At 39.2% G+C, this 19,088-nt stretch carries 23 protein-coding genes; 19 read left to right on the top strand and 4 right to left on the bottom strand.

Annotated features, from left to right (window positions below; all coding sequences use genetic code 11):
* The 16 genes from JG30_RS05145 to JG30_RS05075 all read left to right on the top strand — a co-directional run bounded on the left by JG30_RS05145 (position 1) and on the right by JG30_RS05075 (position 11,594).
* Positions 1-1,011, top strand: coding sequence for an L-threonylcarbamoyladenylate synthase (locus JG30_RS05145; RefSeq protein WP_046316734.1), 1,011 nt, complete (start codon positions 1-3; stop codon positions 1,009-1,011).
* Between the two features lie 13 nt (positions 1,012-1,024).
* Positions 1,025-1,654 (top strand): uracil phosphoribosyltransferase, encoded by a 630-nt coding sequence (gene upp / locus JG30_RS05140; protein ID WP_046316732.1) that lies wholly within the window; start codon positions 1,025-1,027, stop codon positions 1,652-1,654.
* 125 nt (positions 1,655-1,779) lie between these two features.
* Complete coding sequence (gene atpB, locus JG30_RS05135) at positions 1,780-2,490, top strand: F0F1 ATP synthase subunit A (protein ID WP_046316729.1); 711 nt, start codon at positions 1,780-1,782, stop codon at positions 2,488-2,490.
* An 18-nt stretch (positions 2,491-2,508) separates the two neighbouring features.
* Positions 2,509-2,718: a F0F1 ATP synthase subunit C gene (gene atpE, locus JG30_RS05130; protein ID WP_046316728.1), complete on the top strand. Its 210-nt coding sequence runs from the start codon at positions 2,509-2,511 to the stop codon at positions 2,716-2,718.
* A gap of 37 nt (positions 2,719-2,755) precedes the next feature.
* A complete protein-coding gene (gene atpF, locus JG30_RS05125; protein ID WP_046316727.1) occupies positions 2,756-3,277 on the top strand; it encodes a F0F1 ATP synthase subunit B in 522 nt (173 codons plus the stop codon).
* Complete coding sequence (atpH, locus tag JG30_RS05120; protein WP_046316725.1) at positions 3,264-3,809, top strand: ATP synthase F1 subunit delta; 546 nt, start codon at positions 3,264-3,266, stop codon at positions 3,807-3,809. Before atpF ends, atpH begins: the two co-directional genes overlap by 14 nt.
* A gap of 20 nt (positions 3,810-3,829) precedes the next feature.
* Complete coding sequence (atpA, locus tag JG30_RS05115; RefSeq protein WP_046316723.1) at positions 3,830-5,362, top strand: F0F1 ATP synthase subunit alpha; 1,533 nt, start codon at positions 3,830-3,832, stop codon at positions 5,360-5,362.
* 15 nt (positions 5,363-5,377) lie between these two features.
* Positions 5,378-6,304: a F0F1 ATP synthase subunit gamma gene (locus JG30_RS05110; protein ID WP_046316721.1), complete on the top strand. Its 927-nt coding sequence runs from the start codon at positions 5,378-5,380 to the stop codon at positions 6,302-6,304.
* A 16-nt stretch (positions 6,305-6,320) separates the two neighbouring features.
* On the top strand, positions 6,321-7,772 hold the full coding sequence (gene atpD, locus JG30_RS05105; protein ID WP_046316719.1) for a F0F1 ATP synthase subunit beta: 1,452 nt from the start codon (positions 6,321-6,323) through the stop codon (positions 7,770-7,772).
* A gap of 15 nt (positions 7,773-7,787) precedes the next feature.
* Positions 7,788-8,216 (top strand): F0F1 ATP synthase subunit epsilon, encoded by a 429-nt coding sequence (locus tag JG30_RS05100; protein WP_046316717.1) that lies wholly within the window; start codon positions 7,788-7,790, stop codon positions 8,214-8,216.
* A 98-nt stretch (positions 8,217-8,314) separates the two neighbouring features.
* Entirely contained in the window at positions 8,315-8,545 is a 231-nt protein-coding gene (locus tag JG30_RS05095; protein WP_046316715.1) for a DUF1146 family protein, read from the top strand.
* Between the two features lie 117 nt (positions 8,546-8,662).
* A complete protein-coding gene (mreB, locus tag JG30_RS05090) occupies positions 8,663-9,652 on the top strand; it encodes a rod shape-determining protein (protein ID WP_046316713.1) in 990 nt (329 codons plus the stop codon).
* Positions 9,653-9,666: 14 nt separating this feature from the next.
* A complete protein-coding gene (locus JG30_RS08890) occupies positions 9,667-9,837 on the top strand; it encodes a DNA-directed RNA polymerase subunit beta (protein ID WP_084616673.1) in 171 nt (56 codons plus the stop codon).
* Positions 9,838-9,839: 2 nt separating this feature from the next.
* Positions 9,840-10,133: a membrane protein insertion efficiency factor YidD gene (yidD, locus tag JG30_RS05085; protein ID WP_046316710.1), complete on the top strand. Its 294-nt coding sequence runs from the start codon at positions 9,840-9,842 to the stop codon at positions 10,131-10,133.
* Positions 10,134-10,143: 10 nt separating this feature from the next.
* Entirely contained in the window at positions 10,144-10,380 is a 237-nt protein-coding gene (locus JG30_RS05080; RefSeq protein ID WP_046316709.1) for a DUF2969 family protein, read from the top strand.
* A gap of 11 nt (positions 10,381-10,391) precedes the next feature.
* Positions 10,392-11,594 (top strand): FtsW/RodA/SpoVE family cell cycle protein, encoded by a 1,203-nt coding sequence (locus tag JG30_RS05075; protein WP_046316707.1) that lies wholly within the window; start codon positions 10,392-10,394, stop codon positions 11,592-11,594.
* A gap of 58 nt (positions 11,595-11,652) precedes the next feature.
* Here JG30_RS05075 and JG30_RS05070 read toward each other — a convergent pair whose 3' ends face one another.
* From JG30_RS05070 to rpsD, 4 genes are all read right to left on the bottom strand, one after another.
* Positions 11,653-12,132, bottom strand: coding sequence for a universal stress protein (locus JG30_RS05070; protein ID WP_046316705.1), 480 nt, complete (start codon positions 12,130-12,132; stop codon positions 11,653-11,655).
* 71 nt (positions 12,133-12,203) lie between these two features.
* Entirely contained in the window at positions 12,204-12,479 is a 276-nt protein-coding gene (locus JG30_RS05065) for a hypothetical protein (protein WP_046316701.1), read from the bottom strand.
* On the bottom strand, positions 12,472-13,755 hold the full coding sequence (locus JG30_RS05060) for a replication-associated recombination protein A (protein WP_046316699.1): 1,284 nt from the start codon (positions 13,753-13,755) through the stop codon (positions 12,472-12,474). The genes JG30_RS05065 and JG30_RS05060 overlap by 8 nt, the downstream gene beginning before the upstream one ends.
* 68 nt (positions 13,756-13,823) lie before the next feature.
* Positions 13,824-14,435, bottom strand: a complete 612-nt coding sequence (gene rpsD / locus JG30_RS05055) for a 30S ribosomal protein S4 (RefSeq protein WP_046316697.1) — start codon at positions 14,433-14,435, stop codon at positions 13,824-13,826.
* Between the two features lie 295 nt (positions 14,436-14,730).
* Between rpsD and JG30_RS05050 the strand changes: the two genes are divergently transcribed.
* The 3 genes from JG30_RS05050 to thiI all read left to right on the top strand — a co-directional run bounded on the left by JG30_RS05050 (position 14,731) and on the right by thiI (position 18,881).
* On the top strand, positions 14,731-16,440 hold the full coding sequence (locus JG30_RS05050; RefSeq protein ID WP_046316695.1) for a septation ring formation regulator EzrA: 1,710 nt from the start codon (positions 14,731-14,733) through the stop codon (positions 16,438-16,440).
* Positions 16,441-16,508: 68 nt separating this feature from the next.
* The gene (locus JG30_RS05045) at positions 16,509-17,654 is read left to right on the top strand and encodes a cysteine desulfurase family protein (RefSeq protein WP_046316693.1); all 1,146 of its coding nucleotides are present in this window, start codon (positions 16,509-16,511) and stop codon (positions 17,652-17,654) included.
* Between the two features lie 9 nt (positions 17,655-17,663).
* Positions 17,664-18,881, top strand: a complete 1,218-nt coding sequence (gene thiI, locus JG30_RS05040; RefSeq protein WP_046316691.1) for a tRNA uracil 4-sulfurtransferase ThiI — start codon at positions 17,664-17,666, stop codon at positions 18,879-18,881.
* The last annotated feature ends 207 nt before the right edge of the window (positions 18,882-19,088 follow it).

The raw sequence follows: 19,088 nt of genomic DNA, 5'->3' as shown, positions 1-19,088 counted from the left end.
TTGAAAACTGAAATATTAGCTAATACTCAAACGCAACAGGCGGCATCTTGGCTCGGCCAAGGGGAGTTAGTAGCATTTCCTACGGAAACTGTTTATGGTTTAGGCGCCGATGCAACTAATCCCACAGCTTGTCGGGCAGTTTATCAGGCTAAAGGCCGTCCCAGTGACAATCCCTTAATTGTTCATGTCGATGGTCCCCAAATGGTTTGGCAATATGCACAAAAAGATGAGCGGGCGGAAAAATTAATGACCGCTTATTGGCCGGGGCCGCTAACGATCATTTTAAAGTTAAAGCCGCAGACTTTATCAACAACGGTCACTGGCGGTTTGACAACTTGTGCTTTTCGAATGCCGGATAACGCCGCTACGTTGACAACTATTACCCAGTTAGGACGGCCGATTGTAGGACCATCAGCGAATACGTCGGGTAAACCGAGTCCCACAACGGCACATCATGTCTATCATGATTTAAATGGCAAAATTAAGGCCATTATTGATGATGGACCAACCCGGGTAGGTTTGGAATCGACAGTAATTGATTTAACAGTGAAAGTACCCACCATATTGCGCCCAGGTGCGTTAACTTTAGAGCAGTTACAGAGAATTTTAGGTACGGTTCAAACTGATCACCATCCTGTTCAAGCTGGTGAAATTCCTAAAGCCCCTGGAATGAAATATAAGCATTATGCCCCGCGCGCCCAAGTCATCATTGTTGATCATCCGCGCGACTTCCCACAAGCTATTGCCTGGTTGCAGCAAAAGAAGGTACACTTTGCGGTTATGGCCCAACAAGAAGTATTGGATAACTTAGATTTAGCAGCCGCCAGTGCGACCTTTTCTTTAGGTGATTCTTTACAATCGGCCAGCCATTTATTATTTGCGGGTTTACGGCAATTTGATCTAGTGCCGGAAATTCAATATATATTGGCACAAGGGCAAACAGATTCGGGATTAGGCTCAGCGTATATGAATCGTTTAAGCAAATCTGCTGGTAATCAACATTTTCACTAATTGGAGGTTTACTATGTCAAAATTTACAGTTTTAAATCATCCCTTAATTCAACACAAATTAACCATTATACGGAATAAAGATACCGGAACTCGTGTTTTTCGGGAAGTGGCGAACGAAATTGCCGAATTGATGGTTTATGAAATAACACGCGATTTGCCGTTAGAAGATGTTACAGTGCAAACGCCCATGGGTGAAACAGTACAAAAGACTTTGTCCGGCAAAAAATTGGCTGTAATTCCTATCTTACGTGCGGGTTTAGGAATGGTTGATGGTGTTTTACAGTTGATCCCAGCCGCTAAAGTTGGACATATCGGTATGTACCGGGATGAAAAAACGCTCAAGCCACATGAATATTTTGTGAAATTACCTTCAGATATCGAACAACGGGAATTATTTATTGTTGATCCCATGCTGGCCACAGGAGGATCTGCTAACATGGCGATTGAGGCTTTAAAAAAGCGTGGAGCACAACATATGCGTTTAGTAGTTTTAGTGGCTGCTCCTGAAGGAGTCAAGGCTGTCCAAGATCAAAATCCTGATGTTGATATTTATGCTGCAGCTCTAGATGAAAAGCTCAATGAAAACGGCTATATTTTCCCAGGCTTGGGAGATGCTGGCGATCGCCTGTTTGGTACAAAATAGTCCATTCTTTTTTTATGATGATGATTTTCATTTTGCTTTGAATTTGTTGTTTTTTGGTGGTAATCTATCAATATACTTATCAGCCTTAAGCAGTTTGTAAATCTAATAGAAAGGAGCGATGTAACTTGAACTCACATCCATTGGTGTCAATCGGTGGTTTAACATTTAATGTAAGTAATTGTTTGTCAACTTTGATTGCAGCGATTATTGTCTTTTTAATTTTTTTCGTTTTATCGCGAAAAATTGAAATGCGTCCTGGAAAAGCCCAAAATTGTTTAGAATGGATTGTTGATTTTACCAATGGAATTGTTAAGTCGCAATTTCCTAATAAAAGCGAAGCACGACCCTTTATGCTCTATGCATTTGTTTTGTTTGCTTTTATTTTTATTGCTAATCAATTGGGCTTAATTTTCGAGATTGCAGTTGGCGGGAAGACTTATGTTAAATCGCCAACTTCTGACCCCATTGTCACGATGGCTTTAGGAACTGTTACGTTAGTTTTATCACATTTTTTCTGTGTTCAGAAATTTGGTTTTATGGGATATCTAAAAAGCTTTGCCAAGCCAGTGAGCTTTTTGGGACCGATTAATCTCTTAGAGGAATTTACTAATTTTTTAACACTGTCTTTGCGGTTATACGGCAATATTTATGCTGGAGAAGTGTTACTCGATTTATTAGTGAAGTTATCTCACACATTGGGATTAATCACATTTGTTGGTGTGATGCCATTTTCAATGATTTGGCAAGGATTTTCAGTTTTTATAGGCGCAATTCAGGCATATGTTTTCGTTACTCTATCGAGCGTTTACATTTCCCACAAGATTGTTGCAGATTAATTTGGAGGTAAAGTATAAATGAAATTTTTAGGTGCAGGTATTGCAGCAGGCTTTGCAGCGTTGGCTGCTTCTTATGGTAATGGTCACGTTATTTCAAAAACAATTGAAAGTATGGCACGGCAGCCAGAAATGAGCGGACAATTACGTTCTACAATGTTTATCGGTGTTGGTTTAATTGAAGCGGTGCCGATTCTAGCGATTGTTGTTGCTTTCTTATTGGTTATTTAGTGAAACAATTTCATAAAAAGAAGGGAATGACGTATCAGTGCAAACGACATTGTGGTTAGCAGCGGAGTCATCTTCGCTTGGTGATACGTTGTTTGTATTAATATCATTTATTATTCTAACTTTGTTGGTGAAGCATTTTGCTTGGGGTCCAATTACTCAAATGATGGACAAGCGAGTAAAAAAAATTACTGATGATTTAGATTATGCAGACAATGAACGTCAAGAAGCTGAAAGCTTAAAACAACAGCGGATGACGGCGTTGCAGGATTCCAAAGCTGAAGCTGTGAAGATTGTAGCGGATGCCAAACAATCCGGAAAAGATCAACGCCAATCTATCGTGGATCAGGCGCATTCTGAAGCCCAAGAAATTAATCAGCAAGCTTTAGCCGATGCACGGCAAGCCAAAGAAGATGCGATGAAATCTGTTCAAAGTGATGTGGCCCAAATTTCAGTAGATATTGCTTCGCGAATCATTGGTCGGGAACTTTCGGTGACTGATCAAAAGGATTTAGTCGACTCATATATTAAGGAGTTGAAGACAAGCAATGAAACTAAATAAGGAAGAAATTGGACGGCGTTATGCTAGAGCCTTATTTGAATATGCTGGTGAAGAGCGCCAATACGAACCGATTTTAGAAGAATTATTGCAGTTAGAGCAAGTTTACCAACAAATACCTGATTTAAAGAATATTTTTTCTGATGCTCGCCTATCTGTTTTAAAAAAGCAAAAATTGGTTGATTTGATGCAACAAAATGTCAGCCCGATTATGCAACGCTTTTTGCAATTATTATTTGATTATCAGCGACTAGATATTTTGCCAGAAGTTGTGACTGCTTATCAACATCGCTTTGATCAAATGACAAAAACGTATCATGCTGTTATTACTTCGGCTGTCGAGTTGGATGATCAGCAAGTCACACGATTGCAGGCTGCTTTGGCTACAAGACTAGGGGCCAACCAAGTTTTGGTAGAAACAAAAGTTGATCCTGAGATTGTAGGAGGCATTATTACGCAAATCGGTGATCAAATAGTTGATGGCAGTATTCGTACCCGACTTCAGCATCTCAATCAGGTTTTGCTCAACAATTAAATTAAATAGAGGTGAAATGAATGAGCATCAAAGCTGAAGAAATTAGTTCATTAATTAAAGAACAGCTCAAAAACTATCATGATGACTTGACAGTTGCAGAAGTGGGGACTGTCACCTATGTTGGTGACGGAATTGCGCGCGCTCATGGTTTGGACAATGTCATGTCTAATGAATTGTTAGAGTTTTCCAATGGGTCTTACGGCATTGCCCAAAATTTGGAAACCAATGATGTAGGAATAATCGTTTTAGGTCGATATGATAACATTCGTGAAGGTGACCAGGTTAAACGGACGCAAAGAATTATGGAAGTCCCGGTGGGCGAAGAGTTAATTGGCCGCGTGGTCAATCCGTTGGGTCAACCGGTAGATGGCTTAGGTAAAATTAATACCTCTAAAACGCGCCCGATTGAGGCTACTGCACCAGGAGTTATGGATCGGCAATCAGTTTCCGAGCCGTTACAAACTGGTTTGAAGGCCATTGATTCCTTAGTACCAATTGGTAGAGGCCAACGGGAATTAATCATTGGTGATCGAAAAACTGGTAAAACTTCCATTGCGATTGATACCATTTTAAATCAAAAAGATCAAAACATGATTTGTATTTATGTCGCAATCGGTCAAAAGGAATCTACTATCCGGGCTCAAGTTGAGACCTTACGAAAAATGGGCGCGATGAATTATACCATTGTGGTGGAAGCTGGACCTAGTGAACCGGCTCCGCTACTGTACATTGCTCCATACGCCGGTGCGGCGATGGGTGAAGAGTTTATGTATAATGGTAAGCATGTTTTAATCATTTATGATGATTTAAGTAAACAAGCGGCTGCTTACCGGGAAATTTCCCTGTTATTGCGTCGGCCACCTGGGCGTGAAGCTTATCCTGGCGATGTTTTTTATTTACATTCACGTCTGTTGGAACGGGCAGCCAAATTAAATGATAAATTAGGTGGCGGTTCCATGACTGCTTTACCAATTATCGAAACTCAAGCTGGAGATATCTCTGCTTATATTCCAACGAATGTGATTTCAATTACTGATGGCCAAATCTTCTTACAAAGTGACATGTTCTATGCTGGTAATCGTCCTGCGGTTGATGCCGGTACTTCCGTGTCACGGGTTGGTGGTGACGCCCAGATTAAAGCGATGAAAAAAGTCGTCGGGACTTTGCGGCTGGATATAGCTTCTTATAATGAGTTAGAGTCCTTTGCTCAGTTTGGTTCCGATCTAGATGAAGCTACCCAAGCTAAATTAAATCGTGGACGGGTCACCATTGAGATTTTGAAGCAACCACTTCACAGCCCGTTAGCCGTGGAAAAACAAGTTGTGATTTTTTATGCTTTAACACATGGCTTTTTAGATAGTATTCCGTTAGATGAAGTGCAAAACTTTGAAAGTGGCTTATTTGATTTCTTTGATGGTAATCATAGTGATCTTTTAAAGGAAATTAAAGATACTGGTAATTTGCCAGATGAAAAACAAATGACGCAAGCAATTAAAGATTTTGCAGATGGTTTTCATGCGAGTCAAGAAAACCAGCAATCCGCAGCTCAGTAGTAGGAGGGATGACTTATGGCTGAATCCTTAATGGATATTAAACGCCGCATTGCTTCGACGAAGAAGACTGGTCAAATTACTCATGCTATGCAAATGGTTTCAGGATCTAAATTGACACGGATTGAAAAAAAATCGCAGGCTTATCAAGTTTATAAAGATAAAATCAAAGAAACTGTCGCACATTTGGTGGCGAGCAAAATGCTTAGTGAATATGACAGTGCTTCAGCCACTTCTAACGATCCAATGTCTTTAAAAGAATTATTAAAAGAACGTCCAGTTCAAAAGACGGCTTATATTGTTATTACTTCTGACCGTGGTTTAGTCGGCAGCTATAATTCAACAATTTTAAAAGCAATGATGGATCTCATTGAGCGTAATCATCATGGTGATACCCAAGCTTTTTCGATCATTGCGGTAGGTGGTACCGGCGCTGACTTTTTTAAAAAGCGGGGCTTTAACATTGCGTATGAATATCGGGGGGTGGAAGATGTGCCTTCCTTTGCTACCGTGCAAGGTTTAGTCAAAACTTGCGTTGAGTTATTCGATGCAGGGGCCTTTGATAAACTTTACGTATGTTATAATCACCATGTCAACTCTTTGACTTCAACCTTTAAAATAGACAAGTTATTTCCTATTTCTAAAGATATTGCTAATGAAGCTGATTTAAAAAATACTGATTCTCAACGTGGATATATTGTTGATCCTTCAGTTGAGGTGGTTTTACAAAAATTAATACCGCAATATATTGAAAGTATTATTTTTGGTTCAATTATGGATGCCAAAACTGCTGAGCATGCTGCTTCCATGACCGCGATGCGGACCGCTACGGATAATGCTGATGATTTAATTTCTAGTTTGACTTTACAATTTAACCGGGCGCGGCAGGCCCAGATCACTACCGAAATCACCGAAATCATTGGTGGTGCGGCAGCACTTGAGTAAGGAAGGAGTTGTTTAGATGAGTCAAGGAAAAGTTGTGCAAGTAATTGGACCGGTGGTTGATGTTGCCTTTCCACTCGATGGCTCCTTGCCGGGTATTAATAACGCACTAACTGTTAAAACTAGTCAAGGAAACAAAATAACTTTGGAAGTTTCCCTGGAATTAGGCGACGGGGTGATGCGAACAATTTCCATGTCTGGTACGGATGGTTTGCAACGAGGAACAGAAGTAACAGATACAGGTAAGCCCATTAGCGTGCCGGTCGGTGATGTTACTTTAGGCCGGGTGTTTAATGTCTTAGGGGAAACAATTGATAATGATGACCCAATCCCGGCTGATGTTCAACGTGATAGTATCCACAAAGATGCACCTAAATATGAAGATTTAAGTACCACCTCGGAAGTTTTAGAAACAGGTATCAAGGTGATTGATTTATTAGAGCCTTACTTACGTGGTGGAAAAGTTGGCTTATTTGGTGGTGCTGGTGTGGGTAAAACCGTATTAATTCAAGAGCTGATTCACAATATTGCACAAGAGCATAATGGTATTTCAGTCTTTACCGGCGTAGGTGAACGAACCCGAGAGGGTAATGATTTATATTATGAAATGAAAGGTTCCGGAGTTCTAGCCAAGACGGCCATGGTTTTTGGGCAAATGAATGAATCCCCCGGAGTGCGGATGCGCGTTGCCTTGACTGGTGTGACAATGGCAGAATACTTTCGAGATGTTGAAGGACAGGATGTCTTACTATTTATTGATAATATTTTTCGGTTCACACAAGCTGGATCTGAAGTTTCGGCTTTATTAGGTAGAATGCCTTCAGCAGTTGGCTACCAACCGACGCTGGCAACAGAAATGGGCCAACTACAAGAACGGATTACTTCTACGAAAAAAGGTTCGATAACTTCTATTCAAGCTGTTTATGTGCCCGCCGATGATTATACCGATCCTGCACCAGCAACAGAATTTGCGCATTTGGATGCTACTACTAATTTGGAAAGAAGTTTAACGCAACAGGGAATTTATCCGGCCGTTGATCCTTTAGCTTCTACATCCAGTGCGTTGGATCCAGCCATTGTAGGTGCGGAGCACTATCAAGTAGCTACCGAAGTCCAACATGTCTTGCAAAGATATCATGAGTTACAAGATATTATTTCGATTTTAGGAATGGATGAACTGTCAGATGAAGAAAAGGAAATTGTTGCCCGCGCGCGGCGGATGCAATTTTTCCTTTCACAAAACTTCCATGTAGCTGAACAGTTTACCGGACAGCCTGGATCCTATGTTTCCATTGCAGATACGGTCAAAGGTTTCAAAGAAATTTTGGAAGGGAAATATGATGATGTTCCTGAAGATGCCTTCCGAAGTGTCGGAACCATTGATGAAGTTTTAGAAAAAGCCAAAAAGATGGGCTACCAACCACAAGCTACCTCACAAGATGATGACCAAAAACAAGTTGCGGCCAATTAACTGGAGGTTGTTTGAATGGATGCTAATCATGTAATATCTTTAAATATTGTTACACCAGACGGTCAAGTATATTCTCAGGATGTTAAACGAATTATTGCACGGGCAACTGATGGCGATTTAGGTATTTTACCCAATCACTTCCCCATCATTGCAACTTTAAAGATTGCCGAAGTGCGTACATTAAGAGCGGATGATGTTAATCGAGAAGATGCTATTGCCGTCAATGGTGGTTATATTGAATTCAAAGATAACGTTGCTAATATTGTCGCTAATAGTGCGGAATTAGCTGCTAATATCGATTTACGGCGAGCGCGTTATGCGAAACAACGTGCGGAGGCCCATATTAAACAAGCCGTCGCCAAAAATGATCCCGATTATCGTCGGCGCGCAGAAGTAGCTTTGGCTCGGGCGGTTAATCGAATTCATGTTTATAATGATCGTTAAAGGTCCTCGTAATTGAGGACTTTTTATATGGTAATTTTATTTGCATCATTAAGTTTGATACACTAAACTAATAAAAGATTGATTAGGAGAGCGCTGTTGTGAGACAATTAGGGATTCAAAGTTTACTATCCATTTGTGGATTAATAATTTTTATTTGGATTGCCTTTGTTGCAATTCAAAGTGTGGATTGGGATAAAATTTTGCATCCACATAGTAATAATTTTGGAAAATTATTGATTGCTTTAGTAGCGGTAGCTTTAGGATATTTAATTAACCAAGCGTTTATGAGTTTGCTCCAAGCATTCCAAAATTTGAATTTATTATTTTGAATTTTCTTATAAACATTTTTGAATCCCCATGACGGGAATTTAGTTCGTATGGTAAACTAAAAATATTAACATTCAATATGATAAGTGTTTAGCAACAGAGATTTTGGAGGTCGGATAATGGCAAAATCAATTGGTATTGATTTGGGGACTGCGAATATTTTAATTAATGTGAAGGGTGAGGGCATTGTTATCAACGAACCTTCTGTGGTAGCAATTAATACCGAAAATAAAAAAGTAGTAGCTGTCGGTTTGGAAGCTTATAAAATGGTAGGTCGTACGCCCGGAAATATTCAAGCAATTCGGCCATTAAAAGACGGGGTTATTGCTGATTTTGATATTACTGAAAAAATGTTGAAGTATTTTATTGATAAAATTAAAGTTAAAACACTCTTTAGTAGACCGACCATTATGATTTGTTGTCCAACGAACATTACGTCAATTGAGCAAAAGTCAATTATTGAAGCTGCCGAACAGACTGGCAGTAAAGATGTTTACCTGGAATTAGAACCAAAAGTGGCGGCAGTCGGTGCTGGTATGGATATTTTTAAACCCCAAGGTAATATGGTAATTGATATTGGTGGGGGTACTAGTGACATTGCTATATTATCCATGGGTGATATTGCTGCGAGCCGTTCCTTGCGCTTAGCAGGAGATAAGATGAACACTGCCATTCAAGCTTATGTAAAAAAACATTGTAATATCATTATTGGTGAACATACAGCCGAAAATGTTAAAATGGAAATTGGAACGGTTTTTGAAGCTAATCCAGATCATCAAATGGAAATTCGTGGTCGAGATTTACAGAATGGATTGCCGGTTAGTGTCACCATTAGTGAAGAAGACACGCAAAAAGCTTTAGAAGAAATTATGTTTTCCATTATTGATGGAGTTAAAAGTGTTTTAGAAAAAGCTTCTCCGGAACTATCCGCTGATATTATTGATCACGGAATTATGCTCACAGGTGGTGGTTCTTTGGTTAAAGGTATCGATAAACTATTTGCCCGGGAATTGCAAGTACCGGTATTGATTGCCGATGATCCTTTGGATACAGTTGCCTTGGGAACAGGAATTTTGCTAGACAATATTGAACAGCATAAACAACATTAATCAAAGGTTATAAAATGAATAAATCATATGGCAACAAACTCATGCGGACAATTGGTTGGAGTTTGATAGCTTTTTTAGTATTATTTATTGTCGGGATGATGTTGGGTGGACTCATTGGTGGCGGTAATATTTTGACGCCTTTTTTGCCAAGTACTTGGGCCCATATTTTTAATTTTATAAATTAATCATGCTACAGCAAATTGTATTGCATTTAGTCAAGTGGTACCAAAAGTATTTATCACCTTTAACGCCGCCATCTTGTCGTTATTATCCAACTTGTTCCAATTATATGATAATGGCTGTCAAAAAACATGGGGTGTTTTTAGGTCTTATTATGGGGATTGCCCGAATCATAAGATGTAATCCCTTTGTGCGTGGAGGAGTTGATTTTGTTCCTGATCAATTTACTCTATTGCGCAATCCCCATCCAGAACAATACGAAGATGAAATTATCGCGCGTAAGTTTCATCCACCGAAATAAAGAGGTTTTTATGAAGACAAAAGAACGAAAATTTGATGTGGCACTTAACGAAGTTTCTCCCACCAGTTGGCAAGTTGTTATTTATAAGCACCATCATAGTCAGACGGTGGCTCGCATTGAACAGCGAGATGATCAACATTTTGAAGTTCACGCGGTAAGTGATCACAATGCTGCTAAAGTAACGGTTAATAGTTTAGAGCAAGCTCTAAATAGTGCTTTAATGCAATATAATTTACACCTACATTAGGGGGCTGATTGATGGAGTTATTTAAACGTCAGCAGCGAGTAGACGAAGATGCCCGGATTGATTACGGGATTATTTTTTCAGTTATGGTGCTGGCGATTATTGGTTTAATTTCGATTTATGTGGCTGCTAACCATGATTCGGGAACCCCATCACCTTGGAAAATGGTCATCTCGCAGTTTGTTTGGTATGCAATTGGCGCCATCGCAGTGTTTGCAGTGATGCATATTGATGCCCAGCAATTATGGACTTTAGCACCATATGCTTATGCTTTGAGTATTGTTTTATTGGTAGCAGTACTATTTTTTTATAGTCGAGCATATGCTGCGAAAACGGGAGCTCATAGCTGGTTTGCCTTAGGACCAATTACTTTTCAGCCTTCTGAATTAGCTAAACCAGCGTTTGTCTTAATGCTGGGGCGAGTAGTAACGGAACATAATCATCAATTTCCGCAACACACCTTAAGAAGTGATCGCAAGTTAATTTTTAAAATGCTAGCGTGGTCACTACCAATTATTATTTTAATGCTGCTCCAAAAGGATTTTGGCACTATGTTGGTTTTTTTGGCCATTTTAGGCGGAGTGATCTTAGTTTCAGGAATTGATTGGCGCATTTTAGTCAGTTTGGTCCTTTTATTTAGTTTAATCGGTGGGGCCGCGGTTTATCTAGTGGTTTCTAATGATGGCCGCGACATCTTGAGTAAGATTGGCTTTCACGCTTATCAATTCGAACGAATTGATTCATGGTTGGATCCTGCACGCGACACTTCCAATAATAGTTATCAATTATGGCAAACCTTAAAAGCTATTGGTTCAGGCGGCTTATTTGGCAAGGGCTTTAATCATTCCAATGTCTATGTACCAGTGCGTGAATCGGATATGATTTTTTCCGTTATTGCCGAAAATTTTGGCTTTGTTGGAGCCTGCTTCTTAGTTTTTATGTACTTTTTATTAATTTCTCAAATGGTCAAAGTTACCTTTGATACCAAAAACGAATTTTATGCTTATGTTTCAACAGGCATCATCATGATGATACTGTTTCATGTGTTTGAAAATATCGGTATGAGTATTGGTTTACTACCCATGACTGGAATTCCTTTACCGTTTATTTCGCAAGGTGGTTCGGCTTTAATTGCGAATATGTTAGGAGTAGGGATTATTATGTCGATGCGTTATCATTATAAAAGTTATATGTTTAGCAGTAATGAATTTGAATAAAAGCCCACAAACTAAAAAAGTGTGGGCTTTTTATTTATTATTACTAATTAAAAGATTGTTATTTACGTTTTGGATGATTCTTCACGCTTTTTCCTTCTAAATCAGTCCGAACCACCAAGACATCACAAGGTGCATTCCGAGTAACAAATTCAGTAACTGATCCAATTAAAAGACGTTCTACTGCATTTAAACCGGTGGCACCAATCATAATTAAATCGATTTGATGTTGTGTAGGGTACTCCCGGGCGATCGTAGTTTTAGGGGCTCCGTATTCAATACTTGTAATTACTTGTTCAATTCCATTTTCTTTAGCAGTATTTTCATACTCAGTTAAAGCTTTTTTCGAGGTTTCAGTAACTTGTTCGACCATTGATGAATCGAAACTAGAAACATCTTGAAAGGCACGTGTATCAATAACATGAATAATGTGCAGTTGGGCTTGATTTCTTTTAGCAACTTCAATAGCCTTATGGAAAGCAGTTTCGGCTTCAAAGGAACCATCAACCGCAACTAAAATATTATTATACTGTTGTAACATGGTTACACCTCCGATATAGGTTACTTTTAGTTTATATCTTTAAAACAAAAAAAGCATTAATTTCCTCTAATTTAGTTTAAATGAGCGGCCAGTACTGCAAAACCACCGGCGATGGCGCTTCCAACTACTAACGTTAATAAATTCCACTCTAAAGGCAAGACTAACAGAATGATTAGGCCGGCAATGCTGGTTATTAAAAAAAGCCAAGCTGTAATTTTGATTAACAACTGCATTGCAATTAAATTTTTGGGATTTAAAAGGATAAAGGGCTGTTTATAATGGCGCAACATAAATATTGCTAAGATTAATAAGACAATGATGAATAAAAGTATTAGAAATTTAATCATGGGTTAATCCTTGTAATTTTTTTAAATTATAATAGGTTTTTTGCAATCGTTGCTCATATTTTCCATTAGACTTGGGCCGATAATATTGTTGGTGTTCCAAACCTTTTGGTAAATATTGTTGGCGAACCCAATCATTAGGGTAATCATGCGGATATAAATAGTCAATACCATGGTTCAGTGCTCGAGCTCCCTGATAATGAGCATCTTTTAAGGTGTTGGGAATAGTCCCAGTTTTTCCGGTTTGTATGTCTTGAAGCGCTTGATCGATAGCTTGTAGACCGGAATTAGATTTGGGGCTTAGGCATAGGTCAATTACGGTATCAGCTAATGGAATTCGTGCTTCCGGTAAGCCAATTTGTTGAGCAGCTTGACAAGCCAAAACTGCTCGTTGACAAGCTGCCGGATTGGCTAGTCCTACATCTTCATAGGCACAAACAATCAAACGACGAATAATGGAATTTAAATCCCCGGCTGCAAGTAAGTAAGCTAAATAATAAATTGCAGCATCAGTATCGCTACCACGAATGGACTTTTGAAACGCTGAAATAACGTCATAATGGTGATCGCCATTTTTATCGGCAAGAATAGATTTTTTTTGGATGGAATCTTCGACAGTCGCTAGGGAGATATGGATTTGTTGATCAGGTCCTGGGGAAGTTGATTTGACTGCTAATTCCAGACCATTTAAAGCGCTTCGTAAGTCACCGCCCGTAGCTGTAGCCAATAATTTCAGCGCTTGTGAAGAAATTTGAACTTTGTATTGTCCCAGCCCGCGTTTTGAATCTTGCAGTGCCCGCTCTAAAGCCGTTTGAATATCTTCTGGGCTTAAAGGTAAAACTTCAAAGATTTGTGTCCGGCTCCGAATAGCTGGATTAATAGTTAAATAAGGATTTTCAGTGGTGGCACCAATTAAAATAATTTGCCCCTTTTCCAGTAAAGGCAGCAAAAAATCTTGTTTAGTTTTGTCTAAGCGATGAATTTCATCTAAAAGTAACACCACAGTTCCACTCATTTTGGCTTCTGTGGCAACAATTTGCAGATCTTTTTTGGCATCAGTAGCAGCATTTAATTCGCGAAAAGCGAATTTAGTACTTCCCGCAATGGCACTGGCAATACTGGTTTTACCGGTACCTGGTGGTCCGTAAAGAATCATGGAAGATAGTAATTTGGCTTGGACCATGCGGCTGATAATTTTTCCCGGTCCAATTAAATGCGTTTGACCAACCACTTCGGAGAGATTTTGCGGTCGCATGCGATAAGCGAGCGGTTCAGGCATGGTTCCATCCTTTCTGAAAATAATTATGATAAAAGAAAAGCAACCCGAAGGTTGCTGGAAAACAGTAATTAAAGAATCTGATTGTAAAATTCAACTACTAAAGCTTCATCGATTTCTGGTTCTAATTCATCGCGTTGTGGCAAACGAATCAATTTGCCCGTCATATTATTCTCATCAAAATCAACAAATGGCGGTCGAACCACATTAGCTTCAAGAGCTTCTTTGACTTCTTGCAAATCCTTGGAACGTTCACGTAAGGAAATGGTCTGTCCAGGTGTCACTTCATAAGAAGGAATATCAACACGTTTGCCATCAACGGTAATATGACCATGATTTACTAATTGCCGTGCCTGGGCGCGGGTAACGGCCCAACCTAATCTATAAACGACACTATCTAAACGGGATTCTAATAATGCCATGAAATTTTCACCATGCTTACCATGCCGAATTTTACCGGCCTTCACGAAGGCATTTCGGAATTGACGTTCATTTAAACCGTACATCAACCGTAGTTTTTGTTTCTCTCTTAGTTGTGTTCCGTATTCTGATAATTTGCTTCGATTGTTCGGTCCGTGTTGTCCGGGAGCATAAGGACGACGTGCTAATTCTTTACCTGTACCAGATAAGGAAATCCCTAATCGACGAGATCTTTTCCAAGATGGTCCTGTATAACGAGACATAAAAATCCTCCAATATATTTGTTGGAGTAAAATAATTAACTTGTGAGTTCAACATTCGTGCAAGCAATATTGCAATCTTCACCTTTTGCAGCCGCAGGTTACACAATTGAACTAAATAGCTATTGCTTGTTGACGAGCTTGTCACTCAGTGCTGCAATTATTTTACACGCTCTCTACCATACGGGTTTTTGACGTAAAAGTCAATATATAAAGTCGGTCGAACTAATTTATCTTAGAATTAAATTTTGGTATACTAAAAATTAGAAGTTTATGTTATAAATTTGGAGTGCTGCCCATGATTTTTTTAATAATCATCATCGCAATCAGTTTGATCGTTGCATTAATTGGTCTTATTTATTATTTTTATCGAAATAATCAAGATATCGCAGACCTCAGTCGACAATTAGATCAATTAAGTAATGATTCTTTAAGTGCATTATTCGATCAAGTTAAAAATAGTAAATTAGCAGGTAGTACTTTAGATAGTTTTCAAGCAGAACAGGACCAATATACAAACATCGTTACTCAACAGTTACCAACAGCTCAAAACGCTTTACTTCAAGCAGCTGATAGTAATTCCAATTTTCGTGTTTGGTCGGCACATCGTACGTTGGTTCAATTAACGACGGAAATTCAGACGCTCCAAACTAATTATGCTCAGATAGATAAACATTTAACGCAATTAATTCAACAGTTGCAAACCGCTCAGGAGCAATCAGCAAAGATTCAAGCCCAGTATCAAGATTTACAAAATAAATTAACAACACAATCGGATCTCTCAGCAGCAGCACAAAAAAACTTACAAGAGCGTCTGCACGACAAAGAGCAGACGCTTACTAGTATCAAACAGTTATCCCAGACAGGAGATGTCTTAGAGGCAACGGAACAATTCTCGCAGTTAAAAACCCAATTGGATGGCTTTCAAAGCTTATTGGAACAAGTTATTACTCGTCAACAGCGGTTGCAAGTAGAGTTTAAAGCGGAATTAACGGAATTAAAGCAAGCTAGTCAGCGACTTAAAGATGAAGGGATTAACATTGCCGATCCGCAAATTTTACCTGAATTAGATCAAATTCAAAGTGCAATTGAGCAATTACAAACAGCCTTAAACCAATTAGAAATTACTGAATTTGATAAATTAGAACAAAAGGTTAAAAAACGGTTTGAAGTTTTGTATAATCGTATTGCGGTCGAATGGCGTTCAAAGCGTAAAGTCAAAAAACAACAACGGCCTTTAGTGGATTTTATTCACCATGCCTTAAAACAAAATGCTAGTTTACTTCAAGAATTAGATCGATTAAATCAAGATTTTCTGATTGATATTCAAAATCGCCGCGACGTTCAAGCCTATCAAGAACATATTTTACAAATTGAGCGGGAATATCATCAACAGATTGATAATATCCGTAGTTCGAACGCAGTTTATTCTCAGGTTTTGCAGGCTTTTCAATTATTTACGCAACAATTGTCCCAAATTGAACAACAACAACAAGCATTGGCGGTTAAATTGCAAAAAATAACCACTGATTTTCAACAGGCTCAAAAAAATTTGCAAAGTTGTACCCAAGAATTATATGGTATTCAAAAGCAGGTGAAAATGCAGCATCTAAAAGGGCTGCCGGCAAGCTATAATCAAACCTGTCAGATGGTAACGGAAGAAATCAATCAAACACTGCAGATGTTACAAAATCCGCCCATTGATGTGGAAGAATTAACTAAACAATGTTTTGTGACCCAGGAAGATTTTGATAATTTTGTCCAAAAAACGAATAGTTTACTAGCAGATGTTAGCTTAATCAGTCACTTATTGCAGTATGCCAATCGCTATAAAGCGGATTACCCGCAAGTTGCGCAAGCAATTCAAACGGCACAAGGATTATGTGATCAAGCTTTTGATTACCACCAAGCGGTCAAAACTTTGGGTGCAGCTTTAGAACAAGTGGAACCGGGTTGTGTTCAACGTCTGCAAAACTTAGCACAAGCTGAACAAAACAATTCTAAATAATTGTAAAAACATTTTAAAAGCCTGATGGCTTTTTTGTTTGGTTAATTTAAGCTAAAAGGAGCCGAAGTATGATTTATTTTGACAATAGTGCGACAACTAAAATAGCCCCATCAGTTCTAGCTACTTATCAGCAGGTAAGTGAAAAATACTGGGGCAATCCATCGAGCCTACACCATTTAGGTGATGAAGCTCAACAAATGCTTGCTTCGGCTCGGCGACAGATTGCGTCATTGTTACATTTTGACTCAAAGGAAATTTATTTTACCAGTGGCGGCTCTGAAGGTGATAACTGGGTTATTAAAGGCACAGCGATGGAGAAACAGGAATTTGGGCGGCATATTATTACTACCAGCGTCGAACATGCTGCGGTCACTAATTCGCTACACCAATTAGAAAAATTAGGCTTTAAAGTCACTTATTTACCAGTAGATAAGCAGGGACGAATTAATCCTGCCGACTTGCAAGCTGCCGTGCGGAATGATACTATTTTAGTTTCAGTTATGGCAGTAAATAACGAAGTGGGAACGATCCAGCCGATTCATGCTATAGCTCGGATTCTAGATTATTATCCAAAAATTCATTTTCATGTAGATGCAGTTCAAGCGCTAGGTAAAAATCTGTGGTCACAAATTTATGATCCGCGAATTGATTTTATGACTTTTTCGGCACATAAATTTCATGGGCCGCGAGGAATTGGTTTTATTTATGCGAAGTCCGGACGGAAAATCGCACCCTTAATTGCCGGCGGCGGCCAAGAACATAACTGGCGTAGTGGTACGGAAAACACACCGGCAATTGCTGCTATGGCAAGAGCTTTGCGTTTGGCCTTAACCGATGAGTCCCGACATGCACAACTTCAAAACCAATTACGGGAGCAGTTGATAACTCATTTAAAAACTTTAGACAATGTGCAGATATTTTCAGGTTTAACTACAGATTTTGCCCCCCATATTGTTTGTTTTGCTTTAAAAGGAGCTCGCGGTGAGACGACCGTGCACGCTTTTGAAAAACAAGAAATTTATTTATCCACAACTAGTGCTTGTTCTTCGCGCACGGGGGATGAATCCGTTACCCTAAAGGCGATGCATGTTCCCGATCAAGTGGCCACAAGTGCCGTGCGAGTCAGTCTCGATGAACAAAACACTCCAGCGGAAATGACAACATTTATTCAGGTTTTAGATCAGATTCACCAACATTATCAAGTTTTAAATTAAGGAGCAATTATGAACTATACCGAAATTATGGTGCGTTATGGCGAATTGTCTACTAAAGGTAAAAATCGCCGTAATTTTATTGATCGTCTACATGGCAATGTGGAAAAAGTCTTACATCCATTTCCTCAGGTTCGTATTCATCCGAAACGGGATCGAATGCATTTAACGCTCAATGGAGCAGATGCGCAGCAAGTGATGCAGCGGTTGCAAGGAGTTTTTGGTATTCAAAATTATTCACCCAGCATTCAAATTCCAAAGGAAATGGCGGCTATTAAAAAATTAGCTCTCCAAATGGTTCAAGAACAATATCAGCCGGGGAAAACTTTCAAAATTGCAACTAGACGGGCAGATCATCAATTCGCTTATGATACAAATCAAATTAATTTAGCCGTGGGTGACTATGTAAGTTCACACTTGCCTGATATTCAAGCAGAAATGCGCCATCCGGATATTAAAATTCAAATTGAAATTCGGCTGGATGGGGCATATTTATCCAGCCAAACATATTCAGGTGCCGGTGGTTTGCCAGTAGGAACAGCAGGCAAAGCGATGTTGATGTTATCAGGGGGAATTGATTCACCTGTGGCAGGCTATTTAGCTATGAAACGCGGCGTTGAGATTGAAATGGTTCACTTTTATAGCCCCCCATATACGAGCGAAAATGCACTCTTCAAGGCTAAAGAATTAACTGCACGTTTGGCACGTTATGCGGGAAGAATTCGCTTTTTACAAGTTCCTTTTACTGAAATTCAAGAAACTATTAAACAAGAAGTTCCGGCGGGTTATTTAATGACGGTTCAACGGCGACTAATGTTGCGGCTCACAGATGCTTTACGCCAACAACGTAATGGTTTAGCTATTTTTAATGGTGAATCTGTGGGACAAGTGGCCTCACAAACTTTGGAAAGTATGGCCGCCATCAATGATGTCACGACAACCCCGATTTTACGACCCGTTGCAACGCTGGATAAAACGGAAATCATAAGACTGGCAGAACACATTGGAACTTTTGATTTATCCATTCAACCGTTTGAAGATTGTTGTACTATTTTTGCACCTCCGCGGCCAAAAACCAAACCGCGGCTAGATAAAGCTCGGGAATATGAAGCACGTTTAGATACTACAGGCCTAATCCAACGCGCGTTAGCACAGACGCAATTAACGGAAATTCATTCGGAAGAGCATTTTTTAGAATCAGAGAACACAGAAATGGTAAATTTATTATAATTAGTGATTGACGTCTGAGATTTTTTTCCTTATTATCTAATTAAATATTAAGTGTTGAACAAGAGTTCTGTTAGTTACTTTTTATACAGAGAGGCTAAGTGGCTGAGATTTAGCCAAAAAGATTAACAGATGTTACTTGTGAGCTGTCTAAAAAGACCGGGCAACCGTTATCAATCAAGATAAAAACCAGCTATGAGTTGATTTTTA

The sequence above is a fragment of the Bombilactobacillus mellifer genome (genome assembly GCF_000970795.1).
Classification (GTDB): domain Bacteria; phylum Bacillota; class Bacilli; order Lactobacillales; family Lactobacillaceae; genus Bombilactobacillus; species Bombilactobacillus mellifer.
The sequence above is the reverse complement of the archived record's forward strand: the minus strand, read 5'-3'. Positions and strand labels throughout refer to the sequence as shown.